We start from the raw sequence: 14325 nt of genomic DNA, 5'->3' as shown, positions 1-14325 counted from the left end.
GGCGTGCCGCTCAGTCCGCGGCCTTAGCGGCCTTCCGTTCGGCGCGGGAGCGGGTCCGCGCCGCCTTCTTGGCAGCCTTCTGCTCCACCTTCTCGGCGGCGATGCGCGCCTTCTCGGCGGCCGCGGCTTCAGCGCGCGCGGCGGCCTCCGCGGCCTCTCGTTCCGCGGCGGCCAGCACGGAGGGGGCGTCCCGGTGCCGCTCCAGGACGTAGGCCTTCAGGCGGCGGTAGCCGCGCACCGAGAGCGAACTGATGTGGTGGAGGTAGAACTCGGGTTGATCGGCGAGCGCCGCCGCCAGGTTGCCGTCGACCAGCGTGGTGCCCTCGCGCGCCGCGCTCGCCAGCCGGGCGGCGATGTTGACCGGCTCGCCGAAGACGTCGCCCATCCGGGTCAGCGCCCGCCCCGATGCCAGGCCGATGCGCAGGGTGGGGAGTTCGCCGTCCGAGGTCAGGGCGTGCAGTTCGATGGCGATGTCTGCCGCCGCCGCGTGCGTGGGAGCGGTGAACATCACGGCGTCGCCGATCGACTTGATCACCTTGCCGTTGTGCGTCGTGATGATCAGGTGGGCGGCCGACTCGAAGCTCTCCAGGAGGGCTTCGAGGGCGGCCAGCCGCAGCCGCCGGGAGAGCGAGGTGTAGCCGACGATGTCGGCGAATCCGACGATCACCTCGTCGCCCTCGCCGGTGTGCGGGCCGCCGCCGCGGGCCAGGAAGCTGTCGAGGTGGCGTCGCCAGACCGCCTGCTGCAGGTGGGCGAGTGCATTGATCAGCTGGTCGGCGGTCAGGGTGACGCGCGGATCGGCGGCGAGCAGCCGGATCTGCTCGGCCTGCCATTCGGCGAGCCGCGCCGTCGCCTGCCCGATGGACCGCGCCGCGGCGACCTGCGCCGCCGGATCGATCTCCCGGTCGCTGCCGGCGAAGACGGCGAGCGCGGCGAGGTCGGCCTCGGAGAACACCGAGGCCGAGTCGGCGCGCTCGGTGTTCCGGGCGAATCCGAAGGCGCGCCACAGCCGGTCGGCGAAGTCGGAATCGACGCGCAGCTGCTCGATGATCTCCTCGCTGCTGTAGCGGTACGGCAGCTCTTCGTCTTCCATTCGACCAGTGTTTCATCCCGCACCCGCCGGTGTCAGGCCTGTAGAAGGCCTTTCACCAGGTAGGCCATCCGGGCGGCGAACTCCGGGCGCGGGGTGCTCCGGGGCATCCGCACGGCGTCGTTGACCACGGCGAGCGCCGCACGCACGGTGAGCGCGGCACACGGCCGCGACATCTCCGGGTGGACGGCCTGGAGCAGGTCGATCCAGCGGACCACGTAGCGGCGCTGCGCGGCCACGAGCTCCCCGGCGTGCGGGTTCTCCTGGAGGGCGTAACCGCTGATCAGCGCGACCAGCAGATCGGGTGTGCCGGTGATCGTCTGCACATAGGAGTCCACCAGGAGGCCGAGGAGTTCGGCCGGACGGTCGGTTCGCGCCGACGCGGCGAGGGCATCGGCCTGCAGGCGGAGGGAACTGCGCTGGCTGATCGCGACCAGGATCGCGTCTTTCGAGGCGAAATGCTTGTAGACGCTGGGACCGGTGATGCCGACGGCGGCGCCGATGTCGTCCATTCCGGTGCCCTCGTAGCCGCGGGCGGCGAACAATGCGGCGGCGGCGTCGAGGATCTCGTCGCGCCGCCCGCCCTCGCCGGGGAGGCCCGCCGGGTGCTCGGTGAGCGGCGGCGCCAGGGCCGGCCGCAACTCGAACAATCGCCAGATCAGCTGCCGCACGGCCGAATTGACCGCGGCCAGATCGGACTTCGAGGTGCGGCCGATCAGGCTGCCGGAGACCGACAGGACGGCGCCGGCGAGGTACATCGACTCCCGCTCGCTGAGTTCGGGTCGTGCCTGCGCGATGGCCGCGGCCCACCGCCGCAGCACCGAGCGGGTGCGCCGCACCACCTCGCGGTTCTGCTCGTCCGACAGGTGCTGGCCCGACCAGCGCCACAGCGCGGTCTGACCCGTGCCGGAGGTGCCGAGCGCGGTGGCCGCGGCGACGACGGCCTGCGCCGGGTCGCCGGCGGCCGCCAGCGCGGCCTCGGTCTGCGATTCGAAGGCGTCGACGGCGCACTGGGTGGCGGCGAAGAGCAGCGCCTGCTTGTCGGCGAAGTGGCGGTACACGGTGGGCGTGCTGACCCCGGCCCGCGCGGCGATGTCGGAGACCGAGACATTCGGGTAGCCGCGATCGGCGAAGAGACTGGCGGCCGCAGCGATGAGCTGGCGGCGGCGGTCCTCCGCGCGACTGCTGCGGGCGGTCTTGTCGGTCGGCATCGTGAACCGACCATAGCCGAAGCTGGAGCGAATTCCTACGGATTCACCTGTGGGTATAGCCAAGAGCGTTATTCCGCGTTAGCCTCACTGGGTAACCACCTAGGTTCGTGTGAAAGGAACACAAGTGCCTGACCAAGCATTCATCTACGACGCGGTGCGCACGCCTCGCGGCAAGCAGCGCGGAGGCGCTCTGCACAGCGTCAAGCCGATCGACCTGGTCTCCGGCCTGATCGACGCGCTCCTCGAGCGTCACCCCGATCTCGATCCGAAGGCCGTCGACGACGTGGTGCTCGGCGTGGTCTCCCCGGTCGGCGAGCAGGGCGCCGTGATCGCCCGCACCGCGGCGCTGGTCTCCGGTCTCGGTGAGACCGTTCCGGGTACCCAGGTCAACCGCTTCTGCGCGTCGGGCCTGGAGGCCGTGAACCTGGCTGCGTCCAAGGTCGCGTCCGGCTTCGACGACCTGGTGATCGCCGGTGGCGTCGAGTCGATGTCGCGCGTGCCGATGGGCAGCGACGGCGGTGCGCTCTTCATGGATCCCGCCACCGCGTACGACAACTACATCACCCCGCAGGGCATCGGTGCCGACACCATCGCCACCATCGAGGGCTTCAGCCGGGAAGACGTCGACGCCTTCGCCGCGGAGTCGCAGCGTCGTGCGGCGGCGGCCTGGGAGGCCGGCCGCTTCGACAACTCGGTGGTCCCGGTGAAGGACATCAACGGCGTCACCGTGCTGGAGAAGGACGAGCACATGCGTCCGGGCAGCACCGTCGAGAGCCTCGGCAAGCTCAAGCCCGCGTTCGAGGCGCTCGCCGCCATGGCCGGCTTCGATGACGTCATCATGCAGAAGTACCCGAGCGTGGAGAAGGTGAACCACGTCCACACCGGCGGCAACAGCTCCGGCATCGTCGACGGCGCCGGCGTCGTCCTGATCGGTTCGGAAGAGGCGGGCAAGCGCAACGGCCTCACCCCGCGCGGGCGCATCGTCGCCTTCGCCGAGGTCGGCAGCGAGCCGTCGATCATGCTCACCGGCCCGACCCCGGCCACCCAGAAGGCCCTGGACAAGGCCGGCCTGACCGTCGACGACATCGACGTCTACGAGCTGAACGAGGCCTTCGCCTCGGTCGTCATGAAGTGGGAGAAGGATCTCGGCATCCCCCACGAGAAGGTGAACGTCAACGGCGGCGCGATCGCCATGGGTCACCCGCTCGGCGCCACCGGCGCCATGATCCTGGGCACCTGCCTGGACGAGCTGGAGCGCACCGGCGGCCGCTACGGCCTGGTCACCCTCTGCATCGGCGGCGGCATGGGCGTCGCGACCATCATCGAGCGCGTCTGACGCCGCCGGACTAGAGAAGGAAAAGACTTAACCTCATGAGCGAGAACATGATCGCGTGGGAGAAGGACGCCGACGGCGTCGTCATCCTCACCATGGACGACCCGAACCAGGGCGCCAACACCATGAACCAGTTGTTCATGGATTCCATCGCTGCGACCGTCGACCGGCTCGAGGCCGAGAAGGACGATATCGCCGGCGTCGTGGTGACCTCGGCGAAGAAGACCTTCTTCGCCGGCGGCGACCTCAAGGACATGACCAGCGGGGCGCCGAAGGACAAGACTCCCGAGGAGATCGCCACCGACATCACCGCGCGCACCAACGGCATGAAGGCCGTGCTGCGCCGCCTGGAGACCCTGGGCAAGCCGGTCGTCGCCGCCATCAACGGAGCCGCGCTCGGCGGTGGCCTGGAGATCGCGCTGCACTGCCACTACCGCGTCGCCGCGGATGCCAAGGGCAGCAAGATCGGTCTTCCCGAGGTGACCCTCGGCCTGCTGCCGGGTGGCGGCGGCGTCGTGCGCACCGTGCGCCTCCTCGGCATGCAGAACGCTCTCATGGGCGTGCTGCTGCAGGGCACCCAGTTCAACCCCACCAAGGCCAAGGAGACCGGTCTGGTCGACGAGGTCGTGCCGACCGTCGACGACCTGCTCCCGGCCGCGAAGGCCTGGATCGCCGCCAACCCGGAGGCTCAGCAGCCGTTCGACGTCAAGGGCTACAAGATGCCCGGTGGCGCGCCGACCAACCCGAAGGTCGCCGCGAACCTGCCGGCCTTCCCGGCACTGCTGCGCAAGCAGATCAAGGGCACCAACATGCCGGCCCCGCGCGCCATCCTGGCCGCGGCCATCGAGGGCGCCTACGTCGACGTCGACACCGCCGACCTGGTGGAGACCCGCTACTTCGTCTCGCTGGTCACCGGCCAGGTGGCGCAGAACATGATCAAGGCGTTCTTCTTCGATCTGCAGCACATCAACGGCGGCGGCTCGCGCCCCAAGGGCTTCGACAAGTGGCAGGCCAAGAAGGTCGGCGTCATCGGCGCCGGCATGATGGGCGCGGCCATCGCGTACGTCTCGGCCAAGGCCGGCATCGAGGTCGTCCTCAAGGACATCGACATCGACGCCGCCAACCGCGGCAAGGACTACTCGGTCAAGCTCGAGGAGAAGGCCCTCTCGCGCGGCAAGACCACGCAGGAGAAGTCCGACGCGCTGCTGGCCCGCATCCACCCGACCGTCGACCCGCAGGACTTCGCGGGCGTCGATCTGGTGATTGAGGCCGCGTTCGAGTCGGTCGAGGTCAAGGAGAAGGTGTTCCAGGAGATCCAGGACATCGTCGAGCCGGACGCCGTGCTGGGTTCGAACACCTCGACCCTGCCGATCACGCTGCTGGCCGAGGGCGTCAACCGTCCCGAGGACTTCATCGGTATCCACTTCTTCTCGCCGGTCGACAAGATGCCGCTGGTCGAGATCATCTGCGGTGAGAAGACCAAGGACGAGGTGCTCGCCAAGGTCATCGACTACACCCTGCAGATCCGGAAGACCCCGATCGTCGTCAACGACAGCCGCGGCTTCTTCACCAGCCGGGTCATCGGCACCTTCATCAACGAGGCCATCGCGGCCGTCGGCGAGGGTGTGGAGCCGGCCTTCATCGAGCAGGCGGGCAGCCAGGCCGGTTACCCGGCCGCGCCGCTGCAGCTCTCGGACGAGCTGACGCTGACGCTGATGCAGAAGATCCGCAAGGCCACCAAGGAGGGCGTCGAGGCCGCCGGCGGCGAGTTCCCGGAGCACGGCTCGTACGCGGTGATCGACTGGATGGTCGAGAACGGCCGCACCGCCAAGAAGGACGGCGCCGGTTTCTACGACTACGCCGACGGCAAGCGCACCCTGCTGTGGCCGGGTCTGCGTGAGCACTTCAAGTCGGGCAGCGTCGAGATCCCGCTGATCGACATGGAAGAGCGCATGCTCTTCGCCGAGGCGCTGGAGACCGTGAAGTGCTTCGACGAGGGTGTGCTCACCTCCGTCGAGGACGCCAACATCGGCTCGATCTTCGGCATCGGTTTCCCGGCGTGGACCGGTGGCGTGATCCAGTACATCAACCAGTACGACGGCGGGGTCCCCGGCTTCGTCGCTCGCGCCAACGAGCTGGCCGAGTCGTACGGTGAGCACTTCCGCCCGCCGGCCTCGCTGGTCGCGAAGGCGGAGAACGGTGTCACCACGCTGACCAACGAGAACCTGCGCCCCGCGTAAGTCTCGCTCGGCTGAACACCCGCGGCCCCGACCGGATCCCTCCGGTCGGGGCCGCGTGTCGTTCCTGGGGACAACTCGACCGGCACTCGGACGGCCTGTGGATGGAGTGTTCGACGTCGCAGACCCGATCGGCGACCCTGAGGGTGACGGTAGGGGGGACAGATGTCAGAACACGAGAAGACGCCAGGCCGGGAGAGTGCGTGATGGCGGCGCAGGCATGGGTGGCGCTGGTCCTCGGTCTGCTGACGAGCGCCGGGGTGATCGGGACACTGTGGCAGCGTCAGCACTCGGAGCGTGTCGACCGGGAGCATCGGCTCGAGATCGAGTCCTGGGCGGAGTGGTGGCGGCGCTTTCAGTGGGCCGCCGAGCAGTCGATCTCATTGAATGGCGAAGGGCGTTTGCTCGGAATGACGATCGTGCAGAGCTTGACGACATCGCCGTTGTTGACCGGCAGTGAGCGTGGGATAGTGGAAAGTGTGCTGATGGCCAGGGGAAGGCGATGGTCACGATGACTTCACTCGAAGAGAGCGCCGCCGCCCGGGACGCGGCGGATTTCGACTTGCGCGGCCGCACCCCGGAAGAGCGGCGTATCAACGCCGAGACCTTCGTCATCAATCGGCGATTGTGGGGGAAAGAGATTCCCCAGTGGGTGATTGATGTGGCCGAGGGGCGGTTGCCCGCGTAGCTCGGCTCTGCGCCCGAAGAAGCGGCAGCGGGAGACGTGCGCGTCGGTCGCGGGTGCCGCGCGCGTATCCGGGTGACTCGTGCGCGCCCGGTGTCAGTGCGGGCCGGAGGTGAGGATCGCGTCGGGCACGAGTTTCCAGTAGCCGCCGGAATGGATCCACTCGACGTCGCGGATGGTGGTGGGAGCCGCGTCGCGCGGTGACTTCGCGGCGACGCTCGCCGTCGTCGTGTTCCCGCCCGTCATGGTCACCGGCGCCTTCACCGTGTACGAGTCCGGGGTGTAGCCGGCGAGCGAGGTGGCGGCCGCGTAGGCGCTCATCTTGGTGACGGCGGCCGGATCGTCGCCGGTGTAGACGTAACGGCCGAGTTCCCCGGCGGGGGTCTTCGGGTCGACGGCCTTCCGCAGGATCGTCTGCAACTGGGCGACGGTCGGCGTCTCGACGGCCGCCGAACCGGTCGCGGCGGAGGTGCTGGTCGACGGCGACGTGCTCGGACCGCTTTCGGTGACCGTGACCGGGGACGTTGCGGCGGGGCGGTCGTCGTGCGACCTGGTCAGGATGATCGCCAGCGCGATCGCGAGCCCGGCGATCACCAGGATGGCCGCGCCGACGAACAGCGGGGCGCGGCTGCGTCGTTTCCCGGTGGGAACGGGTTCCGCCACCGGAGTGGCCGGCGCGGACGGCTCCGGGACCGGCGGCGGCGATGCGGGCGCGGGAGCCGGGTATGGAGCGGTGAGCGGCGCGGTCGCGGCGGCGGGCGGTCGTGCGAGGGCGTGGCGCAGTTCGGCGGCGAAGGAACGGCAGTCGCGAAATCGGCCTGCCGGGTCCTTGGCGAGCGCGCGGGCGAAGACCGGGTCGAGCGCGGCCAGATCGGGGCGGCGGCTGCTTACCGGCGGCGCCGGATGATCGGCGTGGGCGCGGATCAGGGCGACCGGATTGTCACTGGTGAAGGGTGCGGCGCCGGTGAGCAACTCGTACAGCGTGCAGGCCAGGGAGTACTGGTCGGCGGCTGCCGTCGCGGGGGCGCCCTCGATCACCTCGGGGGCGCTGTAGCGCAGCGTGCCGATGAAATTCCCGGTCCCGGTCAGCGAGGTGGAGTCGGCGAGCCGGGCGATGCCGAAATCGAGGACGGTCACCGCGCCCACCCGGCCGTCGGGCCGACGGCTCATCAGGATGTTCGCCGGCTTGATGTCCCGATGTACCACGCCCTGTGCGTGGGCGTAGTCGAGGGCATCGGCCACCGCGCCGGCGACGTCGAGGACGTCGCCGGTCGACAACCGCTCCCCGGTCAGATCGGTGCCGTCGAGGTGGCGCATGGTGAACCACGGCCGCCCGCCCTCGACGCCGTACTGATACACGGTCACGATGCCGGGGTGATGCAGCGCGGCGGCGGTTCGCGCCTCCCGGGCGAAGCGTTCGGCGAAATCGCTGCTCGCGTCGCCCGCGGTGGAGATCAGCTTCAGGGCTTCGCGTCGTGCCAGACCGGGGTTCTCGACGAGGTAGACCTCGCCCATCCCGCCCCGCCCGATCGGCGCGATGACGCGGTAGCCGGCGAAGACGGCTCCGGGTTCGAGCGACACGGCGGGACTCCTCTGGTGCGGCGGGCGGACCTGTCTGACACTACCCGGCGGGGCGGCCGACTCACCGGGCCGTGATCGCCGGTGAGTGTCGTGCCAGTGCGTTACGCTGCGGATATGGCTGCCAACGAGTCCACCGGTAACGAGTCCGCCTCCACCGAGGCCGCCTCCGAGGAGGGACTGGTGGTCTCGGCGCTCGGGCTGTTCGCCCGGTCGCAGGAGCAGGCCGTCAAGGTCGCCACCGACACGCTCGGCAAGGTGCGCGCGATGGCCACCGCTGGTGTCACCTCACCGGACGTGCTGATGCAGCAGGTCGTGGAACTCAGCGGCGCGGTCACCGGGATGGCCAGCGGGGTGACCGGCCTGGCCGGAGCGGTGTCGCAGCCGATGCAGGAGTTCATCGTGCAGCAGCGCAAGCTCGCCGAGACGGTCGCCAAGTTCGCCGAGGTGCAAGCCGAACTGGCGGTGATCGTCGCCGAGTTCGCGCAGCGGCAGGCGGCCACCGTCGCGGCCGTCGAGCGGATCACCAACCCCGTCTTCGACATCGTCGGCGGCAAGCCGGACAACGCGTCCCGGAGCTGATCCGGCCGTCCGCGTGTGACGCGGCCGGTGCAACGCCCTGCAACTCTCGTGCCGGGGTCGCGCCCGGCTTACGGTCGGGCTGTTCCGGCGCCGCTCAGGGTGCCGGCCCCATCCTCCGGAGGTCCCCGCATGGCTGCCACTGATCCCACCCGCCCCCTCGGCGGCAAGGTCGCACTCGTCACCGGTGCCGCGCGCGGCATCGGCCGCGGCATCGCACTTCGCCTGGCCCGCGACGGTGCCGACGTCTGCCTGGTCGACCTCACGGCGGAGTCGGTCGCCGCGGTGCACGACGAGGTGGTCGCGCTCGGAAGCCGCGCCGCGGTCTTCGGGGCCGACGTCAGTGATCGAGACGCGGTCTTCGCGGCCGTCGACCATGCCGTCGCCGAACTCGGTGGGCTGGACATCATGGTCAACAACGCGGGTATCGCGATGGTCGAACCGCTCGCCGACGTGCGGCCCGACGAGGTCGACCGCCTGTGGCGGATCAACATCAACGGTGTGCTGTGGGGCATCCAGGCCGCTGCCGCGAAGTTCATCGAACAGGGCCGCCCCGGCAAGATCATCAACGCGTCGTCGATCGCCGGGCACGACGGGTTCCCGATGCTCGGCTGCTACAGCGCCAGCAAGTTCGCCGTGCGAGCCCTGACGCAGGCCGCCGCCCGCGAATACGGCGACAAGAAGATCACCGTCAACGCGTACTGCCCCGGCGTGGTCGGCACCGACATGTGGGTGGACATCGACCGCCGCTTCGCCGAACTGACCGGTGCCGAGATCGGCGAGACCTACGACAAGTTCGTGTCCGGCATCCTGCTCGGCCGCGCGGAGACGCCGGACGACGTCGCCGGCTACGTCAGCTACCTCGCGGGTCCGGATGCGGACTACATGACCGGTCAGGCGGGACTGATCGACGGCGGGATGCTCTTCCGCTGACCGGCATCACCGATCGGTGAACGGGCCCGACCGGCGACGCATCGTCGCCGGTCGGGCCCGCTGCCGTCTGCGGTGACGTCCTATTCCGTGGAGGCCGAGTCGGCGCGGACGGTATCGGGGTCGTTCACCGGGGTGAGAAGCGGCCGTTTGGGGGCGCGGCCGTCGCCCAGCGAACGGCCCCGGAGACGGCGGATCATCCACGGGGTCAGGTGCTGGACCGCCCAGCGGGTGTCGCGGGCATGCCGGAGCAGGCGGTGCGGATCCGGCCGCGTGTCGAGCGGTCGTCCCCAGTCCGGCGAACTCCCGGGCAGTCCCAGCGCGTGCGCGGCGCCCGCGGCGAAACGCTCGTGGCCCAGCGGTGAGGCGTGCAGCCGGTCCGGCGCCCAGGAGCGCAGATCGGTGAGCACCGGCGCCGAGTACAGGTCGACCAGCACGAACCCGTAGCGGCCGGCGAAGTCACGCATCATCTGATTGAGCGTCAGCAGCTTGTCTTCGAAGCGCCGGCCGAGCGGGATGGTGGCGGTGACGTCGGGATAGGTCGAGATCAGGACCGTCGCACCGGTGGCGGCGAGGACCCGGTAGACGGCGTCGAGGTCGTCGTGCACCTGCGCCATGTCCGAACTGCCGATCACGTCGTTCATGCCGAGCGGTGCGGTGATGAGGTCGGGCTCCAGCGCCAGGGCCGGGGCCAGCTGTTCCTCGCGGGCCTGGCGGGTGGTCTTGCCGCGCACCGCCAGATTCGCGTATCGCAGCCCGGGATTCTGCACGGCCAGCAGGGTCGCGAGCCGGTCGGCCCAGCCCCGGTATTCGTACCTCGGATCGGGGTCGCCCATCCCCTCCGTCTGGCTGTCGCCGAGGGCGACGAATCGGGAGAAATGCACGCCTCCGATGGTAGTCGTCGTGCGCGTTGGAGCAGGTCAGGACCACGTGGTGTACAAATATCAATAAATGTATAGACACAAGACGATGGATGGCATAACGTAAAGTTCGCACGTTTCACCTGGAGGAGTCGACATGACACAACAGACCACTGATCACTCGGAGGTACCCGCCCTGGAGTGGCGCGACAAGAAGCGCTATCTCTGGCTGCTCGGCCTCATCCCGCCCACCGCGGTCTTCCTCGCCGCCGGCTTCATCGCCCTGATGAACTGGGCCGGGCACCAACTCGGCTGGGGATGGCTCACCACCATCTCGCCGGTGTGGTGGTGGATCGGCCCGATCCTGCTCTACGTGCTGCTGCCGGTGCTCGACGTCTTCTTCGGTCCGGACGGGCAGAACCCGCCGGACGAGCTGATGGAGCAGCTGGAGAACGACCGCTACTACCGGTACTGCACCTACGTCTACATCCCGTTCCAGATCGCCAGCCTGATCTTCGCGGCGTACCTCTGGACGGCGAAACCGGGCGGGCGCTTCGGCGATCTGAGCTGGCTCGGCATCGACAGCGGTTCGCTGGGGCTGGTCTCCAAGATCGGTCTCGCCCTCTCCATCGGCGTGATGGGCGGCATCGGCATCAACACCGCGCACGAGCTGGGCCACAAGAAGGTCTCGCTGGAGCGCTGGCTCTCCAAGATCACCCTCGCGCAGACCTTCTACGGACACTTCTACATCGAGCACAACCGCGGCCATCACGTCCGCGTCGCCACCCCGGAGGATCCGGCTAGCTCGCGCTTCGGCGAGAACTTCTGGACCTTCCTGCCGCGCAGCGTGTTCGGCAGCCTCAAGTCGGGCTGGGAGCTGGAAGCGAACCGGATGAAGCGACTGGAGCGCCCGGTCTTCCATCCGAGCAACGACGTGCTGAACGCCTGGATCATGTCGATCGCCCTCTGGGGCGTCCTCACCGCCGTCTTCGGCTGGCAGATCCTGCCGTTCATGGTGCTGCAGGCGATCTACGGATTCTCGCTGCTGGAGACCGTCAACTACCTCGAGCACTACGGCCTGCTGCGGCAGAAGAACGCCCGCGGCCGTTACGAGCGCTGCACCCCGCAGCACAGCTGGAACTCCGACCACATCGCGACCAACATCTTCCTGTACCACCTGCAGCGGCACAGCGACCACCACGCCAACCCGACCCGGCGTTACCAGGTCCTGCGCAGCTTCGACGAGGCGCCGAACCTGCCGAGCGGCTACGCCAGCATGATCACCCTCGCCTACGTGCCGCCGGTCTGGCGCAAGGTGATGGACAAGCGCGTGATCGCCCACTACGGCGGTGACCTCACCCGGGCCAGCCTGCAGCCCGGCAAGGAGGACAAGCTCCTGGCCAAGTACGCGAGCGAGTGCGCGGCGCTGTCCGCGACGACGGCCGCGGGTCTGCGGCAGAGCAGTGCGAAGGACGAGGGCGCGGTCGCCGTGCTCGAATCGGCCGCCGCCACGGCCGAGACGCTCCACGCCTGCCCGAACTGCGGCTACACCTACCGCGCCGCCGCCGGTGCCCCGCGCGAGGGCTTCGCGCCCGGCACCGCCTGGGCCGCCATCCCCGACAACTGGCCCTGCCCGGACTGCGGGGTCCGCGAAAAGATCGACTTCATCCGGATCGGAGAATGACATGACCGCCGTGAACGACTACAAGCTCTTCCGCTGCCTGCAGTGCGGCTTCGAGTACGACGAAGCCGAGGGCTGGCCCGAGGACGGCATCGAGCCCGGCACCCGCTGGGACGACATCCCGGACGACTGGAGCTGCCCGGACTGCGGTGCCGCCAAGGCCGATTTCGAGATGGTCGAGGTCGCCCGCTCATGACCGGCACCGACGCCGGCGTGGTGATCGTCGGATCCGGAGTCGCCGGAGCGACCGCGGCGCAGACGCTGCGCGCGGACGGGTACGACGGGCCCGTGACGGTCGTCGGCGCCGAGCCCGGTCTGCCCTTCCGGCGCACCGCGCTCAGTAAGGACCTCCTCGCCGCCGATCTCAGCCCCGAGCGGATCGCCCTGCAGAAGCCCGCGTTCTGGGCCGAGAAGGACATCGAGATCCGCGGTGGCACCACGGTGGTCGACGTCGATCCGGCCGCCCGGTCGGTGCGGCTGTCCGACGGAACCGCGCTCGGCTACCGGGCCCTGATCCTGGCGACCGGCGGGCAGCCGATCCGCCCGGACTGGCTCGCCGACGACGTCCCGGCCCTCCGGACCGTGGCCGACGCCGAACGTATCCGGGGCGCGATCGTCGAGTCCGGTTCGCTGGTGGTGATCGGCGGCGGCCTGATCGGGCTGGAACTCGCGGCCTCCGCGGCCGCGGCCGGGCACCGCGTGACGGTGCTCGAGGCGGGTGACCGCCCGATGAGCCGGGTGGTGCCGCCGGTGCTCTCCGGCTTCCTGGCCGACCTGCACGCCGCCCACGGGGTGGACCTGCGTCTGCGCAGCGCGGTGGTGCGGGCCACCGCCGGGGAAGTGGAGCTCGCCGACGGGACCGTCGTGCATGGCACCGTCATCGCCGCCCTCGGCATGACGCCGGACGTCGCGCTCGCCGCGGCGGCCGGTGCCGAAGCCGGGCGCGGTGGCGTCGTCGTCGACCCGTCGCTGCGGACCGGAGTCGCGGGCGTCTACGCGGCGGGTGATCTGGCCGCCGTGCCGGATCCGCGGTCCGGCGAGCCGATGCGGTGTGAGCACTGGTTCGGGGCGCTCGACCAGGGTGCCGCCGTCGCCCGGACCGTGCTGGCGGATCTGGCCGGCACGCCCGCGCCGGTGTTCGCCGAGGTGCCGCGTGCCTGGACCGTGCAGTACGGCGTCAACGTGCAGCTGGTCGGCCGGCCCGCGGGCGAGGGTGAGGTCGCCGTCGACGGCGATCTGGCCCCTGCCGCGGACGGACGGCCGTCCGCGACGGTCCGGGTCTCCGGTCCGGAGGGCCTGCGCGGCGCGGTGACCGTCGGCCGGGCGGCAGCGGCTCGGGAACTGCGCGCGGAGATCGCCGCCGTCGCCGCGGGTGCCGCGGTATGAGTGCGCCCGTCGCCGTACCCGCCCCGGCTACGCTGGGGCGGGTGAGCGACCCGACGACGTATGCCCAGGCGAGCAAGCGGCTCCTGCGGAACTCGCTGCTCGACGGCGTGCACGACCTGCTGACCCAGCGGGACTGGTCCAAGGTGACCATGACCGACGTGGCGCGCCAGACGGGGGTCAGCAGGCAGACCGTCTACAACGAGTTCGGCTCCCGGCACGGTCTGGCGCAGTCGTACGCGCTGCGCCTGGTCGACGAGTTCACCGAGGTGATCGGTGCGGCGATCGACGAGGTCCCCGGCGACCTGGACGCGGCTCTGACCAGCGGATTCGAGCGATTCTTCGCCGCCGCCGCGCTGGACCCGATGATCGCCTCCCTGCTCTCCGGGGAACCCAACCCGGATCTGCACAAGCTGATCACCACCGAGGCGGCGCCGCTGATCGCGGCGGCCAAGGCGAATCTCGCGCGGATCATCACCCGGTCGTGGATCGGGCTGCCCGACGTCGCCGCCGATCCGCTCGCCGGTGCGCTGGCCCGCATGGCACTGAGCTACGTGGCGATGCCGCCGGAGGTGCCGGCCCCCCGGGTCGCGGAGAACCTGGCGGCGCTGTTCGCGCCGGCGATCCGCGAGGCGGCCACCACGGGGTCCGGCCTGACGTAGGGTGATCTCCGGTTTCTCCCGGTGCCGGGAGCGGAGCGAGCGGGCCGAGTCGACCCGGTTCCACACCGGCGAAACGGCCGGTGTGGAAGGAGTGCG

At 70.0% G+C, this 14325-nt stretch carries 14 protein-coding genes; 10 read left to right on the top strand and 4 right to left on the bottom strand.

Features of this window, described 5'->3' with window-relative positions:
- Window positions 1-10: 10 nt before the first annotated feature.
- Complete coding sequence (locus tag MYK68_RS19915; RefSeq protein ID WP_247865455.1) at window positions 11-1093, bottom strand: adenylate/guanylate cyclase domain-containing protein; 1083 nt, start codon at window positions 1091-1093, stop codon at window positions 11-13.
- Window positions 1094-1125: 32 nt separating this feature from the next.
- Window positions 1126-2301, bottom strand: coding sequence for a TetR/AcrR family transcriptional regulator (locus MYK68_RS19910; protein ID WP_247865454.1), 1176 nt, complete (start codon window positions 2299-2301; stop codon window positions 1126-1128).
- A gap of 124 nt (window positions 2302-2425) precedes the next feature.
- Here MYK68_RS19910 and MYK68_RS19905 point away from each other — a divergent pair, with 124 nt between their 5' ends.
- The 4 genes from MYK68_RS19905 (at window position 2426) to MYK68_RS19890 (ending at window position 6559) form a co-directional block, all read left to right on the top strand.
- Window positions 2426-3637 carry an acetyl-CoA C-acetyltransferase gene (locus MYK68_RS19905; RefSeq protein ID WP_247865453.1) on the top strand — a complete coding sequence of 404 codons (1212 nt, stop codon included), beginning with the start codon at window positions 2426-2428 and terminating at the stop codon, window positions 3635-3637.
- Between the two features lie 35 nt (window positions 3638-3672).
- The gene (locus tag MYK68_RS19900) at window positions 3673-5874 is read left to right on the top strand and encodes a 3-hydroxyacyl-CoA dehydrogenase NAD-binding domain-containing protein (protein WP_247865452.1); all 2202 of its coding nucleotides are present in this window, start codon (window positions 3673-3675) and stop codon (window positions 5872-5874) included.
- 200 nt (window positions 5875-6074) lie between these two features.
- Window positions 6075-6386, top strand: a complete 312-nt coding sequence (locus tag MYK68_RS19895; protein ID WP_247865451.1) for a hypothetical protein — start codon at window positions 6075-6077, stop codon at window positions 6384-6386.
- Window positions 6383-6559, top strand: coding sequence for a hypothetical protein (locus MYK68_RS19890; RefSeq protein ID WP_247865450.1), 177 nt, complete (start codon window positions 6383-6385; stop codon window positions 6557-6559). Before MYK68_RS19895 ends, MYK68_RS19890 begins: the two co-directional genes overlap by 4 nt.
- 93 nt (window positions 6560-6652) lie before the next feature.
- Here MYK68_RS19890 and MYK68_RS19885 read toward each other — a convergent pair whose 3' ends face one another.
- Window positions 6653-8137: a serine/threonine-protein kinase gene (locus MYK68_RS19885; protein ID WP_247865449.1), complete on the bottom strand. Its 1485-nt coding sequence runs from the start codon at window positions 8135-8137 to the stop codon at window positions 6653-6655.
- A 114-nt stretch (window positions 8138-8251) separates the two neighbouring features.
- Between MYK68_RS19885 and MYK68_RS19880 the strand changes: the two genes are divergently transcribed.
- Both MYK68_RS19880 and MYK68_RS19875 read left to right on the top strand, forming a co-directional pair.
- Window positions 8252-8716 carry a hypothetical protein gene (locus MYK68_RS19880; protein WP_247865448.1) on the top strand — a complete coding sequence of 155 codons (465 nt, stop codon included), beginning with the start codon at window positions 8252-8254 and terminating at the stop codon, window positions 8714-8716.
- A 129-nt stretch (window positions 8717-8845) separates the two neighbouring features.
- Window positions 8846-9646, top strand: a complete 801-nt coding sequence (locus MYK68_RS19875; RefSeq protein ID WP_247865447.1) for an acetoin reductase — start codon at window positions 8846-8848, stop codon at window positions 9644-9646.
- 80 nt (window positions 9647-9726) lie between these two features.
- On the opposite strand, the gene MYK68_RS19870 is transcribed toward MYK68_RS19875, so the two are convergent.
- Window positions 9727-10527 (bottom strand): SGNH/GDSL hydrolase family protein, encoded by an 801-nt coding sequence (locus tag MYK68_RS19870; protein WP_247865446.1) that lies wholly within the window; start codon window positions 10525-10527, stop codon window positions 9727-9729.
- Window positions 10528-10660: 133 nt separating this feature from the next.
- Between MYK68_RS19870 and MYK68_RS19865 the strand changes: the two genes are divergently transcribed.
- Genes MYK68_RS19865 through MYK68_RS19850 form a run of 4 tightly spaced genes read left to right on the top strand, consistent with a single transcriptional unit; the run spans window position 10661 to window position 14229 of the window.
- Complete coding sequence (locus MYK68_RS19865) at window positions 10661-12187, top strand: fatty acid desaturase (RefSeq protein ID WP_247865445.1); 1527 nt, start codon at window positions 10661-10663, stop codon at window positions 12185-12187.
- Between the two features lie 10 nt (window positions 12188-12197).
- Window positions 12198-12380: a rubredoxin gene (locus MYK68_RS19860; RefSeq protein WP_247868121.1), complete on the top strand. Its 183-nt coding sequence runs from the start codon at window positions 12198-12200 to the stop codon at window positions 12378-12380.
- Window positions 12377-13570 carry an NAD(P)/FAD-dependent oxidoreductase gene (locus MYK68_RS19855; RefSeq protein WP_247865444.1) on the top strand — a complete coding sequence of 398 codons (1194 nt, stop codon included), beginning with the start codon at window positions 12377-12379 and terminating at the stop codon, window positions 13568-13570. Before MYK68_RS19860 ends, MYK68_RS19855 begins: the two co-directional genes overlap by 4 nt.
- Window positions 13567-14229, top strand: a complete 663-nt coding sequence (locus tag MYK68_RS19850) for a TetR/AcrR family transcriptional regulator (RefSeq protein WP_247865443.1) — start codon at window positions 13567-13569, stop codon at window positions 14227-14229. Before MYK68_RS19855 ends, MYK68_RS19850 begins: the two co-directional genes overlap by 4 nt.
- The last annotated feature ends 96 nt before the right edge of the window (window positions 14230-14325 follow it).

Origin of the sequence: Gordonia sp. PP30 (assembly GCF_023100845.1) — a bacterium.
GTDB lineage: Bacteria > Actinomycetota > Actinomycetes > Mycobacteriales > Mycobacteriaceae > Gordonia.
This window is presented reverse-complemented; position numbering and strand designations above follow the sequence as displayed.